This window comes from Novosphingobium sp. PC22D (assembly GCF_002556635.1).
Lineage (GTDB): Bacteria > Pseudomonadota > Alphaproteobacteria > Sphingomonadales > Sphingomonadaceae > Novosphingobium.
The window spans coordinates 1-23,455 of the sequence record NZ_MWMO01000027.1; the positions used below are offsets into that span (position 1 = coordinate 1).

Consider the following 23,455-nt stretch of genomic DNA (forward strand, 5'->3'; position numbering starts at 1 on the left):
CGCGGCCACAGCCGCGTGCCGCTGCCGCCACACAGAATCACAGGTGTCATCTGGCTCATCGGCCCCATCCTATCGCCTACGCCGTGAAGGGAGGGGAACACAAAATTCCCTCATTTCGGACTTCCATAATACCAGCGCTGCCGCCAGCCGTACGTCGATTCGACCGCGCGGCCTTGCGCGTCCCTTGCAGGACGAAACCGGAACCGTTCGACCGCAAGCCGGCAGGTGATCCGATCGGCCCGCGCATCGCGGCTCGCCTTGACCACGCGGCAATCCTTCACCGCGCCGTCGGCTCCCACCGTCAGCGCGACGATCACCTCGCCGCCGATCCGCAAGTCGCGGGTCTCGTGCGGATAGTCGCGCGCGGAATTGATGTCGCCCGCGATCTTGACCGGCTTGCTGGCCACGCCGCCGCCGCCCGAACCTCGGCCCGCCGCGCCCGCGCCGGTGCCGCTGCCCTCGCCGCCCGCGCCAGTGCCCTGCCCTTCGCGGCCCGCGCCCACGGTATTCTCGTTGCCCGTGCCCGCGACGCGCGGGGCCTGCTCGCGCGCGATCGGCAAGCGCACCTCGGGCGCGGCGACTTCGCGCGGCGCCGCCTTCGCCGCTTCGGGGGCGGCGGCGCCTTCATCTTCGGGAACGGCGGCGCGTGGCGTCGGCGTGGGGCTGGCTTCCGGACTGGGCGACGGCTCGGGCGGACGCGCCGTCACCGTAACCGTCAGCGCCGCCTCGACGCCCGAGGCGATCCGCGCCGCGAAATCGGGGGTGAAGGCCCGCACCAGCGCGATCACCAGAATGACGTGGATCGCCGCGACCAGCAGGGCAATGCCCAGCCGCGGCCTCAGCGGTCGCACAGAGTCCGGTTCGGCCATGGCCGTGATATGGCATGCCGCGAGGGGCTTTGACAGCGCCGGCAGCCGTGCGCATGTCTCTGCGCCACGCAAGATCACACACAAGATCACACACAAGATCACAAGGGGAGAGCCGGAACCATGACCGATTTCGCACCCGTGCGCTGCACGCACGACGGGGTAGCGCTGGAAGGGCGCATCTATTCTCCAGGCGGAGCGGGGCCGGCTCCCGCCGTGATGCTCTTTCCGGGCGGCGCGGGGCCGGGCAAGACTTTCTACGAATACGCGAAGGCCCTCACCGATCTCGGTTATCTGGCGATTACCGTCGACATGTACGGCGCCGAGGCCGACCTGAGCACGCCCGAGAACGCGGGCGCGCACTTCATCGCGCTGCTCGAGGCGCCCGAGCGCCTGCGCGCGCGCTGCCTGGTCTGGCTCGATGCCGTCCGCGCCCTGCCCGCGGTCGATCCCGCGCGGATCGCCGCGCTCGGGTACTGCTTCGGCGGCAAGTGCGTGCTCGAACTGGCGCGAAGCGGTGCCGATCTCGCCTTCGTCACCAGCTTCCACGGCTTGCTCGACACGCATGCCCCCGCGCAGGCGGGCGCGGTGAAGGCCGAGATCGCGGTCTGGGCCGCGGGACGCGATCCCTTCGTGCCGCGCGCGCAACTGGACGATCTGCGGGGCGAACTGGACGCCGCGGGCGCCAAGTATCAGCTAACGGTGTTCAGCGATGCGCAGCATTCGTTCACCGATCCCGATCACGAAGGCATCATGGAAGGGATCGCCTTCGACCCGATGGCCAGCGCGGTTGCCTGGGCGGGAACACTGGCCCTGCTCGACGGGAAGATCGGGCGTGGTGCCCCGGGGATCGTAACCTAGTTCAGCTTTTCGACGCACTTTTCGCTATTGTGAAGAATCGTTCGGCAAGCTAGGAACAGGGCTCCCGGCGCGCGCCGGGCAAAGAACAGAAATGTGGCCCGACCCGAGAAGCCGCCAAAGGCTCGAGCCGGTCGGACAGAAAAAAGGGAGATGGCGACCGGCCGGTGCGGACGGTCATGGCGGGGCCTCGAAGGCCCCATTCTCGGACACGAACCAACCGAAAAGAGGGTGCGCCCGGCGGAGCCGGCGCTTGTCCGGGGCAACAAGAACATAACCGAAATCGACAAGGTTTTTGGAGGAGATTGGGATGCTTGCAAAGGTTTACAGGGCCGGCCTGCTCGGGAGCGTCGCGTTCGGCGGCCTCTCGGTCGCAGCGACGCCGGCGATCGCGCAGGACGCCGCATTGTCGAGCGACATCATCGTCACCGCCCGACGCACCGAGGAACGTCTGCAGGATGTTCCGATCTCGATCACGGTCTACAACCAGGAACAGTTGCAGCAACGCAACGTCGCGGTCGCATCCGACCTGGCGACCTACACCCCCTCGCTGACGGTCGACCAGCGCTTCGGGCCGGAAAAATCGGCCTTCGCGATCCGCGGCTTCGTGCAGGAGGGACCGACCGCTCCCACCGTGGGCGTGTTCTTCGCCGACGTGGTGGGCGTCCGCTCGTCGGGCGGCACCACCTCGGGCAATACCGTGGGCGCGGGTTCGTTCACCGATCTGCAGAACGTGCAGGTGCTCAAGGGCCCCACCGGCACGCTGTTCGGCCGCAACACGACCGGCGGCGCGGTGCTGCTCGTGCCGCAGAAGCCGACCTATAATCTCGAAGGCTATGTCGAGGGCACGTACGGCAATTTCGACCAGACGCGCGTCCAGGCCGCGTTCAACGCGCCGCTTTCGGACACCTTCCGCATCCGCCTCGCCACCGACATCAACCGGCGCGACGGCTATATGAAAAACCGGGCCGCCGACGGTCCCGACGCCTACAACGACATCAACTACGACTATTTCCGATTCAGCATGGTCGCGGATCTGACGCCGACGCTGGAGAACTACACGATCGCCTTCTACAGCGATTCGAAGACCAATGGCTATGCCTCGCACTACGTCGCGTGCGACCGCAACGCGGCCTCGCCGCTCACCGGCGGCAGCCTCACCCGCTTTGCCACCGCGACCGCCGCCTGCGACCAGATCGACCGGCAGAACGCGCGCGGCGACGATGCCTACGATGTCGAGGTCGGCGCGCTCAATCCCGAGATCCACCTGCGCACCTGGCAAGTCATCAACACCACGACCTGGCAGGCCTCGGACACGCTCACGGTCAAGAACATCGCCAGCTACGGCGAGTTTGCCGAAGACTCGGCGTTCAACCTCTACAGCGACAACTTCTTCGTTTCCGACGAACTCGCGGCGCTGTCGCAGTTCGGTGTCAACGTTGCCCCCGCCGGTACGCCGTTCGGCTACATCCAGCTCGGCAAGCAGCCGAACTACAACGCGTCGGACCAGTATTCGATCACCGAGGAACTGCAGCTCCAGTTCCAGAGCATGGACGGCAAGTTCAACGGCGTGCTCGGCGGATACCTCGAATTCTCGCGTCCGCTCGGCTGGAACCAGCAGCGCACCGGCATCTACGCCGAATGCGACGATCCCGGCACGATCGACTGCACCACGCCGCTCGGCTTCGGCCTGATCTCGCAGTCGCGAACCAAGTTCGCCTTCGACAACCACGGCATCTTCGCCCAAGGCACCTACAACTTCACCGACCAGTTGGCGCTGACGCTCGGCGGCCGCTGGACCTTCGACAAGATCGTCGGCCGCGGCGAGAGCGTGCGCTACACGCTGGCGACCGTTCCCGGCCTCGGTGTCGTGCCGGCGCGCATCACCTGCAACGATTCGCTAAACTATCCCAACGTCAACATCGCGCCGCTGCCCTTCGGCGACGGCAGCGGCGATCTCGGCAAGTGCCGCACGAACATCACCAACAAGTCGAACGAACCGACCTGGCTGATCAACGTCGACTTCAAGCCGACGCCGGACATCCTGCTCTACGCCAAGTATTCGCGCGGCTATCGCCAGGGCGGAGTGAACTTCACGGTTCCGGGCATCGAGACCTGGGACCCCGAAAAGGTCGACGCCTACGAAATCGGCGCCAAGACCACGTTCCGGGGCGGCAAGGTCAACGGCTATTTCAACGTGGCGGCGTTCTACAACGACTTCACCGACCAGCAGGTCTTTGCCCAGGCCATTCCCAAGCCGGAGTTCGCGCAGCTTCTGGCGGGCGGCAATGCGATCATCAACGCGGGAAGCACCACGCTGAAGGGTCTCGAAGTCGATACCTCGGTGACCGCGTTCGACATCTTCACCGTCTCGGCCGGCTACACCTACCTCGACACCAAGATCAAGGAACTGGCGATCCCGCAGCTCGCGGCCAACGCGCCGTTTCTCGATCCGGTCCCGCGCGGGCAGGTGGGAGACTCGCTCGCGCTCTCGCCCAAGCACCGCCTCACGCTGACCGGACGCGTGGCGCTGCCGGTGCCCGACACGGTGGGCGATATCTCGTTCGGCGCGACCTACACCTACACCGCCGAGCAGTTCAACGACACCACGCTGCGCAACACGCCGCTCGAATTTGTCGGGCGGATCGCGCCGAGCAACCTGCTCAACCTCAACTTCGACTGGAAGCGCGTGTTCGACAGTCCCTTCGACCTCGCCGTCTTCGCGACCAACGTGACCGACGAAGTGGTCGAAGTCAGCAACGGCGGCGGCTACTCGACCTCGGGCATTGCCGACAAGCTCTACGGCCCGCCGCGGATGTACGGCGTGCGGCTGAAGTTCAACTTCGGCACCTGACCGGCGCCGACCGAAAGCAAGAAGGCCCGCGTCGCGATGCGGCGCGGGCCTTCTTGCGTCGAAGGGCTCACGCGATTCCCAGCAGCGCATGGCTTTCGTGGCGCGTGACCGCCTGGCCGAGCCGGTCGACGAACTGAACGATGATCGGCGGATCGACCCGGCGCGTGATCGACCAGAGATAGAAGCCGTAGATCACCGCCTCGCGGTACTGGTCCCAGGCCTCCACGTCCGAAGGCATCGCCATTCCCGCCGAACGCATGCGGGCGAGATAGTCGCCGAGCAGGCGGCGCTCCTCGGCTTCGGCGACGTCGGTGGGCAGCACCGCGTTGAGGTGATAGGCGACGTCGAGCGCCCAGCCGCCGCGTTGCAGGAGCTGCCAGTCGATCAGACCGATCGCGCCATCCTTGCGGAACACGTTGCCCGCGTGGGCATCGCCGTGGATCATGAACTGCGGCCGCGCGCCGTCGCGGTCGGCCAGCGCGCGCATCGCCGCGATCAGCCGTTCGGCGCTGCGCACCTCGGGTGAAAGGGCCTCGCCGCGCGGCCCGTCGAGCATCTCCTGGAGCATCTCGGGCGTGATGTAAGTCATGCGCGCCAGTTCGGCGGCGCGCGGGCGCACCCATTCGGCGCCTTCTAGCATCGCGCTGTTCGCGTGGAGCTTGGCAAGCTCGGCAAGGCTCAGCGCGGCGTCGTCGGCGCCGAATGGCTCGAGCGCCGAGCAGAACCGCGCGCCCTCGACGATCAGGTCGCGCATCACGATGACCGCCTGCCGCGCCTCGCGGTCGACCACCGCCGCGACGCACTCGGGAACGCGCAAGCCGGCGATCGCGGGCGCGACCTTGCTGTAGAAGTCGGCCTCGAGCACACAAGTCGGTCCGCCGCGCGCGGTCATCTCGTCGACATCGAGCAGACCCTTGAGGCAGAAGGCGTGCACCGTGTCCGATCCGGCGAAGGTCACCGCGAAGCGCACCTTGGTGGCGACCGTCCGGATCACTTCCACCTGCTCGACCGAAGTGACCGCCGCGCCGCCCGAAACGCCGCGCAGAACCCGGCTCAGCCAGGCCGGGTCGAGCGCTTCGGCCAGCGTGCGCGGGACCGCGGCGCGCGGCAGGTCGGGCGCGGCCCGGCTCGGGGTATCGGTCATCGGTCTCTCCCATGGATTCGCTTTGCGTCCGTCTTGACGCAATTCGCCATTTCGGTCCATGCTTCGCAATATAGAATTCAGTCGGTCACAGAGGCGCGGCAATCGGTCGCGCCCCGCCGGACGGATCACGGGGAGAGCGATGGGCAAGCCGCTGGAAGGCATCAAGGTCGTGGAAGTCGCGATGTGGGCCTTCGTGCCCGCCTGCGGCGGCATGCTGGCCGATCTGGGCGCCGACGTCATCAAGGTCGAGCCGCCGAGCGGCGACCCCTTGCGCGGATTGCAGATCGGCAATCTCAACGACGGTGCCGGGCGCCGGATCGACTACTCGTGGGAGAGCTACAACCGCGGCAAGCGCTCGATCACGCTCGACCTGAAGCAGGAGTCGGGCCGCGCCGTGCTGATGAAGCTGCTCGCGAGCGCCGACGTGTTCCTCACCAATCTGCTGCCGCCCGCGCGCCGCGCGATGGCGATCGACGCGGCGACCATCCGCGCCGCCTTTCCCGGGATCATCTACGCCTCGGGAAGCGCGCTCGGCCCCAAGGGTCCGGAGGCAGACAAGGGCGGCTACGACGCGATCACCTTCTGGTCGCGCGGCGGCATTTCCTCGGCGCTGACCGAGGCCGACGCGGCGCTGCCCGTCGGACCGCCCGGCCCAGCGTTCGGCGATACGCTGTCGGGCTCGATGCTCGCCGGCGCCATCTGCGCGGCGATCGCCAGGCGCGCGCTGACCGGCGAAGCGGGCGAAGTGGACGTCTCGCTGCTGGGATCGGCGATGTGGTCGATGCAGCGCTACATCTGTCAGGCGACCGCCGACAACGTGCAGAAGTTCCCCCGGCCTTCCGGGCCGCCGTTCAACGTGCTGGTCGGCACCTACCGCACTTCGGACGGGCGGTTCCTCGCGCTGTGCATGCTGCAGGCCGACAAGTACTGGGCGCCGTTCTGCGAGGTCGCGGGCCGCCCCGACCTCGCCGCCGACCCGCGCTTCGCCGATGCGCCGGCGCGGCGCGAGAACGCGCAGGCGTGCTGGGCGGAAGTGACCGCGCTGTTCGCCTCCAGGACGCTGGCCGAGTGGCGCGAGATCCTCGCCCGGCAGGACGGCCAGTGGGACGTGGTCAAGGACGTGGGCGAAATGCGCGACGATCCGCAGGCGCTGGCAAACGGCTATCTCAAGCACGTCGACTACGGCGACGGCAGCGAGATCCCGATGGTCGGCGTGCCGATGGTGTTCGACGGCGAGCCGCTGGGTTCGACCCGCTCGCCCGAACTCGGTGCGGACAGCGACGCGATCCTCGAAAGCCTGGGTTACGACGAGGACGCGATCATCGATCTCAAGGTGCAGGGCGTGGTGTTCTGATGCCGCGAGACCTCGCGGCAGGCCCGCGCCAGTTGCCCGGGCTCGAACCCGAGACCGCGTTCTACTGGACTTCGGGGGCGGACGGCGTGCTGCGCATCCAGTGCTGCGAAGCCTGCGGCCACTGGCAGCACCCGCCCTTCCCGCGCTGCGCCAAGTGCGCCAGCGAGGACGTCGCGCCGCGTCCGGTCTCGGGCAAGGGCCGGATCGCGAGCTACACCGTGAACCACGAAAAGTGGCTGCCTGGTCTCGAAGTGCCGTTCGTCTTTGCCGCCGTCGAACTCGCCGAGCAGGCCGAACTGTATGTGTTCACCAACATCCTCGCCCCGGTCGAAAGCGTAACGCGGGGCATGGCGGTCGAAGTCAGGTTCGAGCGGCACGAGGACGTCTGGCTGCCGATGTTCGTTCCCGAGAGCGCGGCGCCATGACGGCCAAGCCCGAAAGCCTGGTGTGCATTTCCGGCGCGGCGCAGTCCGAAGTGGGCCGCCCGTCGCGGCGGACCGCGCTGCAACTGACCGCCGACGCCTGCCTCGCCGCATTGTCCGACGCGGGGCTCGCACCCGAGGACATCGACGGCATCGCGACATATCCGGGCAAGTCGCCCCTCGGCGGCGGTATCGCCCCGGTCAGCCCGAGCGAGGTGCAGGCCGTGCTCGGCATCGAGAACCCGCGCTGGGTGCTCGCCTCGGGCGAGGGCTTCAGCCACATGGCGCCGATCTTCAACGCGATCAACGCGATCGCCTGCGGCATGGCCCGCCACGTGATCGTGTTCCGCTCGGTCGCGCAGGCGAGCGCGCGCATGGCGTCGCGCGAATCGACGCTGATGTCCGGCGGCCAGACGACGCGGGTCGAGGGCAACAACGCCTGGACGGTGCCGTTCAACGCGCTCTCGCCGATCAACACCTTCGCGCTCTATGCGCAGGCCTATTTCGACAAGTACGGCGCGACCAGCAAGCAGCTCGGCGCGATCGCGGTGAACAACCGCGCCAACGCCGCGCACAATCCCAACGCGATCTACCGCAAGCCGCTGAGCCTCGACGACTATCTCGCTGCGCGCGTCATCTCCTCGCCGCTGCGGCTGTTCGACTGCGATTCGCACATCGACGGTTCGACCGCGATCGTGCTCAGCCACGCCGACGCCGCGAAGGACCTCGCGCGGCCGCCGATTCGGATCGAGGCGGTCGGCATGGCGATCAGCGGGCTGTGGGTCGGCAAGTTCGAGGGCGACTTCACCCGCCTCGATGCCGACCGCGCCGGGGAGATGCTCTGGTCGCGCACCGACCTGCGGCCCAGGGACGTCGATTGCGCGCAGATCTACGACGGGTTCTCGATCCACGTCTGGCTGTGGCTCGAAGCGCTCGGCCTCGTCCCGCGCGGCGAGGCTTGCCGCTTCACCGAGGGCGGCGCCCGGATCGCGCTCGACGGCGAACTGCCGCTCAACACCGGCGGCGGCCAGCTCTCCGCGGGGCGGTTCCACGGCTACGGCCACATCCACGAGGCGACGGTGCAGCTCTGGGGCCGCGGCGGCGGGCGGCAGGTCAAGGACGCGCGCACCTGCCTCGTCTCGAACGGCGGCTACGGATACGGCGCGATGCTGCTGCGGCGCGACTGACAGCGAGCGCGAGCGCCCAAGCGCTTGACTCGATTGTTCATAACTGCGATAATCAGTTCACTATTTCGAATAACTGCAAAAGCAGATCTTACGGGAGACTGGAGATGAGCGAAGCCGATCCGGCCATCAAGGAGGCCGCCATCGACAACTGGGCCTACGGTCCGATCTTCGATGCCGACGCGCATATCGATCCGCCGCACGACATGTGGAAGGATTACCTCCCCGCGCATCTCAAGGACCGCGCGCCGCGCATCCTGCACGAAGACGACGGCGACTATATCGAGTTCGAGGGCAATCGCCGCCCGTTCATGATGATCAACAACCAGGCCGGCCGCGAAGGCAAGAACTTCAAGATGAAGGGCCGGCTCGAGGAACAGCGCAAGGTCTGGGAGCCCGCCACCCGGCTTGCCGACATGGACGCCGACGGGATGGACGCGGCACTGCTGTTCGGCGGCGGCCCGCTCGGCTCGTTCGACAACGAGCTCTACGTCGCCAGCTACGAGGCCTATCAGAACTGGGTGCTCGATTTCTGCTCGGTGGCGCCCGACCGGCTGTTCCCGGTCGGCTATGTGCCGATGCGCGACATCGACGAGACCTGCCGGCACGTCGAACGGCTGGCGAAGAAAGGCTTTCGGGCGATCAACCTGCCCGCCTTCCCGCAGAATCCCGATGCCTGGAAAACCTCCTCTGGCGTCAAGGCGCTCAAGGAAGGGCAGGTTTCCGCGCTCACCGGCGATGCCAAGGGCGCGCTGCAATATTCCGATCCGGCCTTCGACAAGCTGTGGAAGACGGTGGTCGATGCCAATGTCGTCATCACCTTCCACCTCGGCGCGCGGGTGCCGCGCTTCGGCCAGAAGGAATACTTCCTCGCCGATATGCCGATGAGCAAGATGGCGATGGCCGAGCCGATCGGCATCTTCATCTACAACGCCATCTTCGACCGTTTCCCCGACCTCAGGATCGGCTCGATGGAAAGCGGCGTGGGCTGGTTCGCCTGGTTCGCCGAATACAACGACCGCACCTGGGAAAAGCAGCGTTTCTGGACGGAGTGCCCGATCAAGAACCCGCCGAGTTATTACATGGACACCAATGTGTTCGGCTCGTTCATCCAGGACCGCACGGGCATTCTCAACCGCAACCTGCCGGGCGGCCGCAACATCATGTGGTCCTCGGACTATCCGCATTCGGAGACCACCTTCCCCCGATCGCGCCAGATCATCGCGCGCGACTTCGAGGGCGTGCCGGAAGAGGATGTGAAGGACATCATCAACAACAACGCGCGCAAGCTGCTCGGCCTGGATTGAAGCGATGGCATTGCTGGACCAGTCCGGCGGTCGCGACGACGACGTCCTGACCGCCGACGATCCGCTGTACGAGGAACTCTACGACGTCCGGCGCGAGGCCGAGGCGATGGGCAATTTCATCGACCGCGACGTGACGGCGGAGATCCATGCGTTGCGCGCGCAAGCTCCCGTCCACAAGGGCAAGCTGCGCGAAATCCTCGGCCTGCCGATGTCCTATGAGCGGCACGCGGCCGCCGCCGGACGGCAACACTACACGGTATTGAGCTACGAGGCCTGCGAGGCCGCGCTGCGCAATCCGGGCGTGTTCTCCAACCTGGTTCAGAAAGATCCGCGCGTGCCCGAGGAGAAAAGCACCGGTCTGCTCGAACTCGATCCGCCCCGGCATCGCGCCTATCGCCGCACCATCCAGCCCAAGTTCGTAATGCCCGAGGCGCTCTCCTGGTGGCGGGCGCGCACCATCGACGGCATCATCGAACGGCTGATCGAGCGACTATCCGAACGCCCCGCCGCAGATCTCAACATCGAGTATTGCGCGCGCATTCCCGTCTATACGATCACGACGGCCATCGGCCTGCACGGCAACGACGCCCTGCGCTTCCGCCATGCCTACCTCAACAGCACCAGCGCCAGCCGCTCGGTGACGCCCGAGGAGCGCATGCGCAACTTCAAGCTGGTCGAAACGCTGCTGCTCGATCTCGTCGCCGCGCGGCGCGCGCGGCCGGAGGACGATCTCATCAGCTTCCTGCTCGACAAGGAGCTGAACCTGCCCGGGCACAAGCCACGCCTCCTCACCGATGCGGAGATCATGACTCACGCCAAGCTGGTGATGGTCGCGGGCGGCGGCACGTCGTGGCGGCAGATGGGCATCACCCTGTTCGCCCTGCTCAACAACCCCGGACAGCTCGAAGAGGTGAAAGCCGACCGCGTGCTGATGGACGCCGCGATCGAGGAAAGCCTGCGCTGGGAGCCGACCGCGCCATACCACTATCGCCTGGTGATGGAGGATACCGATTTCCACGGCCAGCGGATCGCGCAAGGCTGCGTACTCGAACTCGGCCTCGGCCCCGCCAACCGCGATCCCGCCCGCTGGCACGATCCGGACGCCTACGACATCCATCGCCCGAAACTGACCAACATGGCGTTCGGCCTGGGCACGCACCGCTGCCTCGGAATGAACGTCGCCAAGGTGGAGATGTCGCGCGGGATCAATGCCCTGCTCGATGCCTTTCCGGCAATGCGCCTCGACCCGGATGCCCCGGCGCCCTTCATGACCGGCGGGCTCGAACAGCGCGGCCCGTCGGCCTTGCCGGTGCTGCTGCGCTGAACAGGCGGGCACCCCGTCCGGTCGACGCGCTTTCGTTCCCGATCAGTCCAGCTTGAGCCGCCTGCGCATGGTCGCCTCGTCGACCATCGGCTGCCCGCGCAAGTGGCCCAGGCGCACGGCGGTGCAGGTCATCTTGAAATGGGTGAAGTCCTCGTACCAGCCCAGCCCTTCGGCCGACTTGCCGCATAGCTGCTCCCACAAGGCGACGGTCTCGTCGTGCGAGCCCATGCCTTCGAGCGGCGCGCCGTGCACCGCGTTGGGCCCGTGCATCGTTTCCGCGAGGACGCAGAACCACGCCAGATCATGCAGCGCCCCGCCAAGCGAAGGCTGCTCCCAGTCCATAACCGCGACGACGCGGAAATCCGCGTCGAACATCATATTGCCGATGCGCGCGTCGCCCCAGACCATGCCCTCGGGCCGGTGGTCGGGCCAGAGCGATTTCAGGCGGTCGAGCCCCGCGCGCAGGGTGGGCTGGGGTTCCACTTCCTCCAGCCAGTCGACGAACCGGCAGTACTTGTCCCATTCCTGATCGAGCCCGCTCAGTCCGCCCTCTCCCGCAAGAAAGCCGACCTTGCCGACGGGGACGCGCTGGATCGCGGCGAGTTGCTCCACCGCCTCGCGCCAGAGCACGCGCCGCTGCTCGGGCGTGGCCTCGGCAAGCCAGCCGCTGCGGGCATAGGGCGGAATGCTCACCGGCACGCGGCCCTGTTTCTTCTCCATCACGAAGAACGGCTTGCCGAGCACGGTCGGGTCGGCCTCGAACCACAAGGGCCTCGCGACCCGCACGTAGCCTTCATCGGACAGCAGCTTCATCACCGCATATTGCTGCTCGAACAGGGTGTCGGGAAAGACGGTGAACTTCTCGGGGCGAATGCGCACGACGCAGCCCTGTTCGCGCGCGGTCCCGCTCGCGTCGGTCCAGGCGGCATCGAACAGGATCGTCTCGTGCGACTGGCCCGCGCCGCGCGGATAGGCAAGATTGCCGATGCTGAGCGCATGCGCGCCCTCGATCTTCGTCTCGAGCCAGCCGCCGAGAAGGCTCGCGAGTTCGTCGAGGTCGCGGGTTTCGGGGGCTACGATGACATCGGACACGCTTCTCTCCCATCGCGTCGGCTCTTTGCCATATTTTCGTTATTTCGAATTATTATTCACACATGGAATAGCCGTGCGACGAGACCTGGTCAATCGCGCAGACCAGTCCGTGCGGGAAATGGGAGCGGGTTCAGTCGGCCGCGTCGGGGGCGATTGGCGGCTGCCCGGCGAGGAAACGCGAGATACGCTCGCAAGCGGCGCGGAGCGTGCCGCCCGCCTCCACGATCTGCGCGCCGCTCATCGGCTGGTGAAAGCCTGCCATGACCAGCGAGATCGTCACCCTGCCCTTGTCGTCGTAGATCGGCGCCATCAGCGCGACCAGCGGATAGACCTGCGCATCGTCGATCTCGGACGCGGCGATGACGGGCAGTTCCGCGGTGGGGCGGGTCAGCACCGAGTGCACTTCCTCCTGCACCTCGTAACCCGGCCGCCGCAGATGGACGACGAAGCCGTGCTCGCGCAGGAAGGCCATGCCGGCTTCCATATGCGCGAGCAGCGCATCGTCGGGCGGCTGGTCGGTGCGCGCGAGCCAGGCCTCGCAGTCCTTGGGCGAGCGCGCGAAATAGGCGATCGCATTGACGGGGCGCAACGGCATGCGCGTGCCGAGCGGGACCGGATAACCGACATGGCTGTGCGAAGCGGCGCGCTCGCGCAAGTGGATGGTGTCGCCCTCGAGGAAATAGGCGCCGCACACGACGTCGTATTCATCCGCGAGCATCCGCATCTCGGGCTGCGCCACCTGAAGCGGCGAGAAGTTCTCGGCGGCGGTGCGCCCGATCGCCGCGAGCGAGGGTCCGAGCACATAAGTCTTGTCGCTGGTGCGGAAGAGATAGCCGACATCGACCAGCCCGGTCAGCAGCGCGTGGCAGGTCGCGCGGCTGAGCTTGAGCGCACGCACGAGATCGGTAAGCGCGAAAGCCTGGCCGGGATGATCCGCGATGAAATTCAGGATGGCGGCCACGCGGCGGACACCGGGGGAAGAACGCGACATGAGCACTTTCGCTATTTCGAACGCGTGGCCTAGGTCGATGTCTTCCGGGCGTCAATAGCGCGATTTCGAAATGGCGAACGATCGCACGCCCGCTTGGCGGGCGGCTCAGCCGCGCCCGAGATGACGCGCCATCATCGCCGCGATCTCGCGCCGCGCGACCTTGTTCGAGTGCAGCAGCGGCACGTCCTCGCGCCGGATCGCGAGATAGGCGCGCGGCACCTTGTAGCCCGAAAGACGCCGGCGCAGTTCGGCCTCGATCGCCTCGAAATCCAGTTCCACGCCATCGCGCGGCACGACGGCGGCGGTGACCAGCTCGCCGCGCTGCTTGTCGGGCACGCCAACCACATAGGCATTGTGCACGCCGTCGAGCGACTGCATCTCCATCTCGACTTCGGCCGGCGACACGTTCGAGCTGGCCGACTTGATCATGTCGCCGCCGCGCCCGACGAAATGCACGCGCCGGCCCTCGGGGCGCTCCTCGACCAGGCACATGTCGCCGGTGTGGTAGTAGCCGTCGGGGGTGAAGTATTCGTCGCGCTCGATCTTGTGGAGCCCCGGCGTAACCGGGTAGCCGCGCACCTGCATCTCGCCGATCTCGCCGTCGCCGACCGGCGCGTTGTCCTCGTCGGCAATGCGGATCTCGTAGCCCGTGGCGAAGTGGTCCATCGGCGCGCAGACCGGGTAGCCCGGCGCGCGGAAATCGTCGCCGTAGGAATAGGGGCCGAGCGTCTCGCTCATGCCGAGCCCCCACCAGGGCTTGGGCGCCCGGGCGAGCAGCGCGAGGTCGTCGTCCGACAGCACGCTGCCCATCGCGACCTGGCTGTTGCTCAAGGTCTTCTCGGTACAGACGGTGACCGCCCCCGCCTCGAGACAGGGCATGAGGTACATCATCAGCCCGCCGATCCAGAACATCGGCAGCATAGCGTTGGCCTCACGCCCCTGCGCGAAACCGACCATCTCGCGCATGTAGTGCGAGCGGAACAGCACCGGCCCGTGATTGTGGCGCACGCCCTTGGGCAGCGCCATCGAGCCCGAGGTGTAGATCTCGACCATCTGGTCGGTGGTGTGAACCTCGGCTTCGATCGCCGCGAGCAGCGCGGGATCGACCGAGGCGCCCGCCGCCACGATCTCGCCGACGTCGCGCATCGTCGGCGGCAAGTCGTCGCCATAGCTGAATATCCGGCGCAAATAGGGCGCGGCGGGAAGGCGCAGTTCCGGCCCGGTGCCCTCGGCCAGTTCGGGCAGCGCGTCGCAGAGCCGCTCGACATAGTCCTTGCCGAGCATCTCACGCTGCACGATCAGCGTGTGCACGTCGGACTGGCGCAGCACGCGCACCAGTTCGTTGGCGCGGATCATCGTGCTGATCGGGATGGCGATCGCGCCGATCCGTGCCGCCGCCGCGAACATCAGCGCGAAACGCGGCCCGTTGCCGAAGATGAAGCCCACGCGCGTGCCCTTGCCCACGCCCAGCGCGATCAGCCCGCGCGCCAGCTCGGCGGACCGCGCCTCCAGCTCGGCGAACCCGATCGTCTCGTCGGGGATCGAGGAATCGCGCAGGACCACCGCCGGCGCATCGCCATAGGCCCTGGCGATGGCGTGGAGAAACTGCGGCATGGTCTTCGCCGATGACGGATCAATCGTTTCGGACTCGATGCTGCTCACGCCTTGCTTCCTCTCGATGGCCGCCCTCGCCAGGGCTGTTCGTCCCGCCCTTTTCGCGCAACCGGGCGCGCGTTCCAAGCCCCGGTGCGACGCCTGTGCCGGTCCATCGGCCCGGCGACGGTCTGCGCGCGGACATACCGTCATCATTCGTCATTGCAAATATAATGTCGCAATGACGAATGATGACGGTGGCTAGTTTTCCGCGAAGGCGAAGGGCTGGATCGTGCGGCGGTTGTCGTCGGGGAGGATCTCGCGCCCGATCGGCGGGGCCGAGCGGGCGGTGCACTCGGCGCGGTTGCACAAGCGGCAGGCAATGCCGATCGGGGTCGCCACCGCCGGCTCGGGCCGCGCCTGCGTGTAAATCAGCCGCCCGGCCTCCGAGGCGGCGCAGGCGAGCGCGATCGCGCGGGTCACGCTGGGCCGCCCGAAGCCGCCGCCGCCCGCCTGCACGGTCCGCGCGATCGAGAAGAAGCGCTCGCCGTCGGGCAGTTCGAGCCACTGCGTCAGGACTTCGCCCGGATAGCGGAACACCGAATGGACGTTCCACAAGGGGCAGCCGCCGCCTTGTGCGGCGAAGGGAAAGCCCGCCCCGTCGAGCCGCTTGGAAACCGCTCCCGCCGCATCGACGCGCAGGAAGAAGAACGGCACCCGCTCCATCCCGGGACGGCTCAAGGTGGTGAGGCGGTGCGCGACCTGCTCGAAGCTGGCGCCGAACACGCGGGCCAGAGCGGTCACGTCGTATTGCCGCTCTTCCACCGCGCGGGCGAAGCGCGCGTAGGGCATCACCAGCGCCGCCGCGCCATAGGCGGTGAGCGCCCGGCGCACGAGCGTTTCGGCGGTCTTGCCGGAAAAGCTCTCCTCGCGCAGCAGCGGACTGATCGTGCCGCGCAGCGCCGATTGCGCGATATGCGCGGCGAGCTGGTACGAGCGGCTCGCCGCATCGAGCGTGTCGACGATCAGGAGCTGCTGGTTGTGCCGGTCGAAGCGGCGCAGCGAATCGAGCATGACGTCGGGCGGCAGGAAGCGCACCCGCACGCCCTGCTTGGCGAGCCACTGTTTCGCCCCGCCCTCCGCGCCGATCTCTTCGGCCAGCGCCTCGGCACGGGTGTCGAGCGCGTCGAAGTAGTTGCGCTGGCGCGCGAGGAAACGCTGCGCCTCGGCGACCGGGTCGTGCTCGTCGGAGGCGCCGCCCGAGGCGCGCTGCTCGGCCAGCGCGCGATGCTCGCGCTGGTAGGCGCCGTGGAGCCGAAGCAGCGCCTCCGAAGCGCCGGGAAAGCTCATCGCGAGATCGGCGATCTCGAGCGCGGGCAAGTCGATGTCGGCGAAGATCGGGTCGCGCAGCACCTCGGCGATGCGCCTGGCGTAGTCGTCGCCATCCTCCGACGCGAGATCCTTGACGTCGAGCCCATAGGTGCGCGCGAGACGCAGCAGCATGTCGGCGGTGACCGGGCGCTGGTTACGCTCGAGCAGCGCCACATAGCTTGCCGAGATGTCCAGATCCTCGCTCATCGCCTGCTGCGTGAGCCCGAGTTCGCGGCGCAGGCGGCGCAGGCGCGGTCCGAGATAGAGCGGGCGGGATTCGGCCATGGGCGGAGTCTATGTCAGGACTGTACAACTTTACAAGGAATGATTGTAAAGTTTGACAGCGTGACTCCGCGAGCGGTTCCGAAGCGCGCGTTCGCCGCATATTTGCATGGTCACTGACAGCAACGCCTTTCCAGGGGAATCCGTAAAGTGACCTACCAGCAAGCCATCACCGACGCCGGGCGGACCATCGGCACCGAACCCAACTGGAACGGTATCGAAGCCGAGTCGGTCGCGCGCATGCGCCTGCAGAACCGTTTCCGCACGGGCCTCGACATCGCGCGCTACACCGCCAAGATCATGCGCGAGGACATGGCCGCCTACGACGCCGATCCCGCGAACTACACCCAGTCGCTGGGCTGCTGGCACGGCTTCATCGGCCAGCAGAAGATGATCTCCATCAAGAAGCACTTCGGCTCGACCAAGCGCCGCTACCTCTACCTCTCGGGCTGGATGGTCGCCGCGCTGCGCAGCGAGTTCGGCCCGCTGCCCGACCAGTCGATGCACGAGAAGACGAGCGTTCCGGCGCTGGTCGAGGAGCTCTACACGTTCCTCAAGCAGGCCGACGCGCGCGAACTCGGCATGATGTTCCGCGATCTCGACAAGGCGCGCGCCGCCGGCGACGAGATGAAAGCCCAGCGCATCCAGCACGCGATCGACAGCTACGAGACGCACGTCGTGCCGATCATCGCCGACATCGACGCGGGCTTCGGCAACGCCGAGGCGACCTACCTGCTCGCCAAGAAGTTCATCGAGGCCGGGGCCTGCTGCCTGCAGATCGAGAACCAGGTTTCCGACGAGAAGCAGTGCGGCCACCAGGACGGCAAGGTCACCGTGCCGCATGAAGACTTCATCGCGAAGATCCGTGCGATCCGCTACGCCTTCATGGAACTCGGCGTCGATGACGGACTGATCGTCGCGCGCACCGACTCGCTGGGCGCGGGGCTGACCAAGCAGATCGCCTTCACTCGCGAGGCCGGCGACATCGGCGACCAGTACAACGCCTTCCTCGACTGCGACGAGGTCGACCCTTCGAGCCTGGGCCACGGCGACGTCCTCATCAGCCGCGACGGCAAGCTGATGAAGCCCAAGCGCCTGCCCAGCAATCTCTACCAGTTCCGCACCGGAACCGGCGAGGACCGCTGCGTGCTCGATTGCATCCACGCGCTCAGGAACGGCGCGGACCTGCTGTGGATCGAGACCGAGAAGCCGCACATCGGCCAGATCGGCGGGATGGTCCGCCGCATTCGCGAAGTCATGCCCAACGCCAAGCTGGTCTACAACAACTCGCCCAGCTTCAACTGGACGCTGAACTTCCGCCAGCAGGTGTTCGACGCCTGGGAGCAGGAAGGCCGCGACATGAGCGAATACGACCGCGCCAAGCTGATGAGCGCCGAGTACGACGAGTCCGACCTCGGCATGGAAGCCGACGAGCGCATCCGTCACTTCCAGAAGGATGCGGCGCGCGAGGCGGGGATCTTCCACCACCTCATCACGCTGCCGACCTATCACACCGCGGCGCTGAGCACCGACAATCTGGCGAAGGAGTACTTCGGCGGCATGGGCATGCTCGGCTACGTCCAGCACGTCCAGCGCCAGGAAATCCGCCAGGGCATCGCCTGCGTGAAGCACCAGAACATGGCCGGCTCGGACATCGGCGACGACCACAAGGAATACTTCGCCGGCGAGGCCGCGCTCAAGGCGGGCGGCGCGCACAACACGATGAACCAGTTTGCCGCGTGACGCGGCAGGGGAACCAGTTTGCCGCCTGACGCGGCGTGGGAGGGGCCAGGAGGCCCAATAAGGAAGGAGAATGACATGACGACCATGACTGCCGAACCGACCCGCGCGCGCGCGGTGCTCTCGAACGAGGACTTCAAGCTCCTTCAGGAAGCGGTCCGCTTCTACCTGCAGGCGCACATCGACGATCCGATCTCGTCGAAGTACTCGAACCTCTATCACCGTCTCGGCAGCGCCGTCCGGCGTTGACCAGACCCGCCGGCGGCGCCGTCCCCCCTTCGGCGCCACCGGCAAGACAAGGGATTTCCTGGGGAGGAAATCTTGTGGCCCGTCACGCGTCTCCCTGATGACGCGCGGCGGGCCACTTTGTTTTTCCGGCTGGTTGCTAAGCGTTTGCGCGCCGCCTCAAAGACGTGCATCATGCCCGCGCGGCAAGGGGCAACGGAGCACGCAACCCATGCAGGCAGCCACCCTGTGACGACGGCCCACATAAACGCGATCGCCACCGCCGTCCCTCCGCATGACGTCCACACCGCCTTCAACGGCCTCGTCGACCACATGCTCTCCGATCGCCGCCGCCGCGCCATCTTCGAGCGCATGGCCAAGCGCTCGGGGATCGAGAGCCGCTTTTCCTTCATCGAGCCCGACACCACCGAGACCGGCGAAGTGACCGATACCGAGCGCTTCTACCGGCGCGGCGCCTTTCCCACGACCGCGCAGCGGATGGAGCGCTACGAGCGCTGGGCGCCGGACCTCGCCAACGCGGCGATCGACCGGCTCGATCCCGATATCGCCGCGCAGGGCGTCACCCATGTCGTCGTCGCGAGTTGCACCGGCTTCGTCGCGCCGGGGCTCGACCAGATCCTGATCCGCCGCACCGGCATCGACCCGTCCGCCGAGCGCACGCTTGTGGGGTTCATGGGCTGCTACGCGGCGGTGAACTCGCTGCGGCTGGCGCACCACATCGTGCGCTCGACGCCCGAGGCGCGGGTCCTGGTGGTCAATGTCGAGCTGTGCACGCTGCACCTGCAGGAGACCGAGGAAGTCGACAAGCTGCTCGCCATGCTGCTGTTCAGCGACGGCGCCTCGGCCGCACTGGTCACCGCCGAGGACAAGGGCATCGCGCTCGGCGACTTCCGCTCGGCCGCGATCGGCGGCTCGGAAGACCTCATCACCTGGCGCATCGGCGACAACGGCTTCGTGATGCACCTCGACGGTCACGTCCCGATCCGCATCGCCGAAACGCTCGCCAACGAGCGCATGCGCAACGAGCCGGGCGGCCTGCTGCGCGGGCTCTCTCCCGCCGACTACGACTTGTGGGCGGTGCACGCGGGCGGCCGCACCATCCTCGATGCGGTCGAGAAGGGCTTCGAGCTGCCCGATGACGCGCTCAGGCCCTCGCGCGAGGTCTTGCGCCGCTACGGCAACATGTCGTCGGCGACGCTGATGTTCGTGCTCGCCGGAATGCTGGCCGAGCATGGCGGCCGGGGCGAGCAGCGCGACGGGATCGCGATGGCATTCGGCCCAGGGCTCGCCGCCGAGACTTTCCGCTTCCGCCTCGCCTGACGCCGTGGCCGCGCTCGCAGCCCGCGCGACCGAGCCCGAGTGGATGGACGCCGAGGACGTCGCCTGGGACGACTACGCCGCCTGCATGGCCGACCTGGCCCGAGTCAACACGCTGACCCTGGCGCGCCGGCCGACGCTCGATTTCGTCGCCTCGGTGCTCGCCGCCGCGCCGCAGGGTCCACCGCCGCTGGTGCTCGACGTCGGCTACGGCGCCGGCGACATGCTGCGCGCGCTCGCGCGGCGGCTGGCAAAGGCAGGGCTCAAGGCGCGGCTGGTCGGGATCGACCTCAACCCGCGCAGCGAGCCCGCCGCGCGCGCGATGACGCCCGAAAGCCTCGACATCGCCTTCCTCACCGGCGACGCCTTCGCCTGGCCCGAGCACGATCCGCCCGCGCTGGTGATCTCCTCGCTCGTCACCCACCACATGGACGACGCCGGGATCGTCGCCTTCCTGCGCTGGATGGAGGCGCGCGCGACGCTCGGCTGGTTCGTCAACGACCTGCACCGCCATGCCCTCGCCTACCACGGCTTCCGCGCGCTTGCCGGAGCGATGCGCTGGCATCGGTTCGTGCGGCACGACGGCCCGCTCTCGATCGCGCGCAGCTTCCGCCGGGCGGACTGGGACGCGCTGCTCGCGAAGGCGGGCTTGGCCGGACAGGCGCGGCTGCGCTGGCGTTTCCCCTTCCGCTATTGCGTCGAGCGCCGGCGGTGAGCGACGAGACCGTGATCGTCGGCGGCGGACTCGCGGGGGCGGCGGCGGCGACGCTGCTCGCGCGGCAGGACCACGCGGTCACCGTGCTCGAGCGCGAGAGCGGCCCGCACGACAAGATCTGCGGCGAATTCCTCTCGGTCGAGGCCTGCGCCGACCTCACGCGTCTCGGGCTCGATCCGGCGCGGCTGGGCGCGGTGCCGGTACGGCGGCTGCGCGTCTCTTCGGGACGGCGCGGGGTCGAGACCGCGCTCCCCTTCGCCGCGCAGGGTCTGAGCCGCCGCGTGCTCGACGAGGCGCTGCTGGAGCTGGCCGGGAGCGCAGGAGCGCGGGTCCGGCGCGGCGAGCGGGTGCGTGGCCTCGCGCCGGGCCAGGTCGAGACCGCGCGCGGCTCGATCGCGGCCACGCGGGTGATGCTCGCGACCGGGAAGCACGATCTGCGCGGCCACGCCCGCGCCGCGCCGGCCACCCGGAGCGGTTACGTCGGCTTCAAGATGCATTTCCGCCGCTCCCCCGCGATCGGCGACGATGCGATCGAACTGGCGCTGTTCGCGGGCGGCTACGCCGGGTTGCAGCGCGTCGGGGCGGATATCGTCAACATGTGCCTGATCGTGCGCTCGAGCCTGCTGACCGAACTCGGCGGCACCTGGGACGCGCTCTTCGCCCATGTCCTGCGCGAAGAGGCGGTCGCGCGCTGGCTTGCCGACGCCGAGCCGGTCTTCGCCAGGCCGCTCGCCATCGCCAACCTGCCCTACGGCTACGTCTGCGCCGACGAGGACGGAGACGACGGCGCGCTCTGGCGGCTCGGCGACCAGGCGGCGATGACCGCCTCGCTCACCGGCGACGGCATGGCGATCGCGCTGCGCAGTGCCGCACTCGCGGCGCGTGCCGTCGCCCGTGGAGAGAGCCCCGCGCATTATCACCGCGCGCTGCGGGGCGCGGTCGCCACGCAAGTGCGCCGGGCGATGTGGCTGCAAAGGGCCTGCGAACATCGGGCGCTGGTCGCCGCCGGGCTCGCCGCGCTCGCGCTCCATCCGCCGATGCTGGCCACGTTCGCGCGGATGACGCGACTGCCGGCAATGGCGTGACCGAACGCCGCATCGCGGCCACAACCTTGCCAATGCGGCGGCACTGCGGTCTTGACGCATTGCAGCATAACTGGCCCATTCACGGCTTGCGTCTTCCGCCAGCAAACCGAGACAGAAGGGACGCCCATGAAACGCATCGCGACACTCACGATGAACCCCACGATCGACGTCGCCTACGAGGTCGGCCTGGTCAAGCATACCCACAAGATGCGCACTCAGGCCGAGACCTACGCGCCCGGCGGAGGCGGCATCAACGTCGCGCGCGTCTTCGTGCGGCTGGGCGGCAACGCACGCTGCTTCTACCTCTCTGGCGGCGCAACCGGCCCAGCGCTCGACGGGCTGGTCGATCTGCACCAGCTCGTGCGCACGCGCATTCCCATCGCCGAGCCGACCCGCGTCGCCGCCGCCGTGCTCGAGCACGACAGCGGCAAGGAATATCGCTTCACGCCCGAGGGCCCGACCGTCTCCGAGGCCGAATGGCAGGCCTGCCTCGATGCGCTGGACGAGGCCGAGTGCGGCGTAATGGTACTTTCGGGATCGCTGCCGCGCGGCGTGCCCGCTGACTTTTACGCCCGTGCCGCGGCGATGATGGAAAAGCGCGGCATCGACACGGTGCTCGACAGCTCGGGCGAGGCGCTGCGGCTCGGCGTCGAGGGCGGCAGGCTGCTGCTGGTCAAGCCGAGTTCGGGTGAGCTGGAACAGATGACCGGCCGCACTCTCAACACCACCGCCGAAATCGGCGAAGAGGCGATGAGGATCGTGACCTCGGGCAAGGCGAAGTACGTCGCGGTGACGATGGGCCACGAAGGCGCGGTCCTGGCGCGGAAGGAGGGCTGGGTCCACGCGGCCGCGCCGGAGATCGAGGCGCAGAGCGCGGTCGGCGCGGGCGACAGCTTCCTCGCCGCGATGATCCACGCGATGCTCTGCGGCCGCGACGATCTCGACGCCTTCCGCTTCGGCATGGCGGCGGGCTCGGCGGCGGTGCTTTCGGCGGGCACGGGCCTTGCGCATCCGCCCGACATCGAACGCATCTTCGCGCTGATGCCGCCGCTGGTGGCGGCCTAGCCCGTCGGGTCCGCGACGGTGGCGCGGCGGCAGAATTGCCAGATCGCCTCGGCGAGCTGCTTGCGCCGCTCGTAATCGGGCAGGCCGCCCTCTTCCGCGAGAAGTTCGACGTGCACCGTCGTCGCGACGAGATTGTAGACGAGCTTGCTGTGGACCTGCGGGTCACAGTCGCGAAACTGTCCCGAGGCTATTCCCTGCTCAACCTGCCACGCGATGATGTCGAGCAGCGGGCGCAGCGCGGCCTGCAAGTCGGCGGGGCGGGATTCGGCGAGCCGCAAATGCTCGCGGCTGAGCGCGGCGCTGCGGCGGTTGTGCCCCGATCCGATGTCGGGCTCGAAGCCGAGCTGGCCGAGCACGATTCCGATCACGATGCGCCGCAGCCCCTCCGTGGCGTCGGGCGCCTCGCGCGCCAGCGCGCCGAACTGTTCGCCCGCGTTGCGCAGGGTTTCCGCGAAGACCGCCAGGACGAGATCGTCCTTGCCCTGGAAGCGCTCGTAGAACGCCCGGCGGGCCAGACCCGTGCGTGCGAGCACGGCGCGGATCGTCAGTCCTTCGAGTCCGTCTTCGGCCAGTAGCTCGTTCGCCGCCGCGCATATCATCGCGGTCCGATCCGTCGCGCCCTGCGCTGCCGAGGAAGGCGCTGTG

Annotated in this window: 20 protein-coding genes; 13 read left to right on the top strand and 7 right to left on the bottom strand. The window is 67.9% G+C overall.

Annotated elements, in window-relative coordinates:
- Nucleotides 1-110 precede the first annotated feature (110 nt).
- Nucleotides 111-869 carry a TonB family protein gene (locus tag B2G71_RS22330; RefSeq protein ID WP_098108871.1) on the bottom strand — a complete coding sequence of 253 codons (759 nt, stop codon included), beginning with the start codon at nt 867-869 and terminating at the stop codon, nt 111-113.
- A gap of 120 nt (nt 870-989) precedes the next feature.
- Here B2G71_RS22330 and B2G71_RS22335 point away from each other — a divergent pair, with 120 nt between their 5' ends.
- Both B2G71_RS22335 and B2G71_RS22340 read left to right on the top strand, forming a co-directional pair.
- Nucleotides 990-1,727, top strand: a complete 738-nt coding sequence (locus tag B2G71_RS22335) for a dienelactone hydrolase family protein (RefSeq protein ID WP_098108872.1) — start codon at nt 990-992, stop codon at nt 1,725-1,727.
- Between the two features lie 307 nt (nt 1,728-2,034).
- Nucleotides 2,035-4,578 carry a TonB-dependent receptor gene (locus B2G71_RS22340; RefSeq protein WP_098108873.1) on the top strand — a complete coding sequence of 848 codons (2,544 nt, stop codon included), beginning with the start codon at nt 2,035-2,037 and terminating at the stop codon, nt 4,576-4,578.
- Nucleotides 4,579-4,645: 67 nt separating this feature from the next.
- Here B2G71_RS22340 and B2G71_RS22345 read toward each other — a convergent pair whose 3' ends face one another.
- Nucleotides 4,646-5,722: a phosphotransferase gene (locus B2G71_RS22345; protein ID WP_098108896.1), complete on the bottom strand. Its 1,077-nt coding sequence runs from the start codon at nt 5,720-5,722 to the stop codon at nt 4,646-4,648.
- A 139-nt stretch (nt 5,723-5,861) separates the two neighbouring features.
- On the opposite strand from B2G71_RS22345, the gene B2G71_RS22350 reads away from it, so the two are divergent.
- The 5 genes from B2G71_RS22350 to B2G71_RS22370 all read left to right on the top strand — a co-directional run bounded on the left by B2G71_RS22350 (nt 5,862) and on the right by B2G71_RS22370 (nt 11,313).
- Nucleotides 5,862-7,076: a CoA transferase gene (locus B2G71_RS22350; RefSeq protein ID WP_098108874.1), complete on the top strand. Its 1,215-nt coding sequence runs from the start codon at nt 5,862-5,864 to the stop codon at nt 7,074-7,076.
- Nucleotides 7,076-7,501: an OB-fold domain-containing protein gene (locus B2G71_RS22355; RefSeq protein ID WP_098108875.1), complete on the top strand. Its 426-nt coding sequence runs from the start codon at nt 7,076-7,078 to the stop codon at nt 7,499-7,501. The genes B2G71_RS22350 and B2G71_RS22355 overlap by 1 nt, the downstream gene beginning before the upstream one ends.
- Nucleotides 7,498-8,685 carry a thiolase family protein gene (locus tag B2G71_RS22360; RefSeq protein ID WP_098108876.1) on the top strand — a complete coding sequence of 396 codons (1,188 nt, stop codon included), beginning with the start codon at nt 7,498-7,500 and terminating at the stop codon, nt 8,683-8,685. The genes B2G71_RS22355 and B2G71_RS22360 overlap by 4 nt, the downstream gene beginning before the upstream one ends.
- A 104-nt stretch (nt 8,686-8,789) precedes the next feature.
- On the top strand, nt 8,790-9,989 hold the full coding sequence (locus tag B2G71_RS22365) for an amidohydrolase family protein (RefSeq protein WP_098108877.1): 1,200 nt from the start codon (nt 8,790-8,792) through the stop codon (nt 9,987-9,989).
- 4 nt (nt 9,990-9,993) lie between these two features.
- A complete protein-coding gene (locus B2G71_RS22370; RefSeq protein ID WP_098108878.1) occupies nt 9,994-11,313 on the top strand; it encodes a cytochrome P450 in 1,320 nt (439 codons plus the stop codon).
- Between the two features lie 42 nt (nt 11,314-11,355).
- Here the strand turns inward: B2G71_RS22370 and B2G71_RS22375 are convergent, their stop codons facing one another.
- The 4 genes from B2G71_RS22375 to B2G71_RS22390 all read right to left on the bottom strand — a co-directional run bounded on the left by B2G71_RS22375 (nt 11,356) and on the right by B2G71_RS22390 (nt 16,645).
- Entirely contained in the window at nt 11,356-12,405 is a 1,050-nt protein-coding gene (locus tag B2G71_RS22375; protein ID WP_098108879.1) for a phosphotransferase family protein, read from the bottom strand.
- Nucleotides 12,406-12,535: 130 nt separating this feature from the next.
- The gene (locus B2G71_RS22380; protein ID WP_098108880.1) at nt 12,536-13,396 is read right to left on the bottom strand and encodes a helix-turn-helix domain-containing protein; all 861 of its coding nucleotides are present in this window, start codon (nt 13,394-13,396) and stop codon (nt 12,536-12,538) included.
- 105 nt (nt 13,397-13,501) lie between these two features.
- A complete protein-coding gene (locus B2G71_RS22385) occupies nt 13,502-15,058 on the bottom strand; it encodes a class I adenylate-forming enzyme family protein (protein WP_168176460.1) in 1,557 nt (518 codons plus the stop codon).
- 192 nt (nt 15,059-15,250) lie between these two features.
- Nucleotides 15,251-16,645 (bottom strand): short-chain fatty acyl-CoA regulator family protein, encoded by a 1,395-nt coding sequence (locus B2G71_RS22390; protein ID WP_098108882.1) that lies wholly within the window; start codon nt 16,643-16,645, stop codon nt 15,251-15,253.
- Nucleotides 16,646-16,792: 147 nt separating this feature from the next.
- Here B2G71_RS22390 and B2G71_RS22395 point away from each other — a divergent pair, with 147 nt between their 5' ends.
- The 6 genes from B2G71_RS22395 (at nt 16,793) to B2G71_RS22415 (ending at nt 22,810) form a co-directional block, all read left to right on the top strand.
- On the top strand, nt 16,793-18,385 hold the full coding sequence (locus B2G71_RS22395) for an isocitrate lyase (RefSeq protein WP_098108883.1): 1,593 nt from the start codon (nt 16,793-16,795) through the stop codon (nt 18,383-18,385).
- A gap of 75 nt (nt 18,386-18,460) precedes the next feature.
- A complete protein-coding gene (locus B2G71_RS24260; RefSeq protein ID WP_168176461.1) occupies nt 18,461-18,631 on the top strand; it encodes a hypothetical protein in 171 nt (56 codons plus the stop codon).
- 225 nt (nt 18,632-18,856) lie between these two features.
- A complete protein-coding gene (locus tag B2G71_RS22400) occupies nt 18,857-19,948 on the top strand; it encodes a type III polyketide synthase (protein WP_240530305.1) in 1,092 nt (363 codons plus the stop codon).
- Between the two features lie 4 nt (nt 19,949-19,952).
- Nucleotides 19,953-20,660 (top strand): methyltransferase domain-containing protein, encoded by a 708-nt coding sequence (locus B2G71_RS22405; RefSeq protein WP_240530306.1) that lies wholly within the window; start codon nt 19,953-19,955, stop codon nt 20,658-20,660.
- Nucleotides 20,657-21,745 carry an NAD(P)-binding protein gene (locus tag B2G71_RS24265; protein WP_168176462.1) on the top strand — a complete coding sequence of 363 codons (1,089 nt, stop codon included), beginning with the start codon at nt 20,657-20,659 and terminating at the stop codon, nt 21,743-21,745. Before B2G71_RS22405 ends, B2G71_RS24265 begins: the two co-directional genes overlap by 4 nt.
- Before the next feature lie 126 nt (nt 21,746-21,871).
- The gene (locus B2G71_RS22415) at nt 21,872-22,810 is read left to right on the top strand and encodes a 1-phosphofructokinase family hexose kinase (protein WP_098108885.1); all 939 of its coding nucleotides are present in this window, start codon (nt 21,872-21,874) and stop codon (nt 22,808-22,810) included.
- On the opposite strand, the gene B2G71_RS22420 is transcribed toward B2G71_RS22415, so the two are convergent.
- Nucleotides 22,807-23,409: a TetR/AcrR family transcriptional regulator gene (locus tag B2G71_RS22420; RefSeq protein ID WP_098108898.1), complete on the bottom strand. Its 603-nt coding sequence runs from the start codon at nt 23,407-23,409 to the stop codon at nt 22,807-22,809. The genes B2G71_RS22415 and B2G71_RS22420 overlap by 4 nt on opposite strands.
- Nucleotides 23,410-23,455 lie beyond the last annotated feature (46 nt).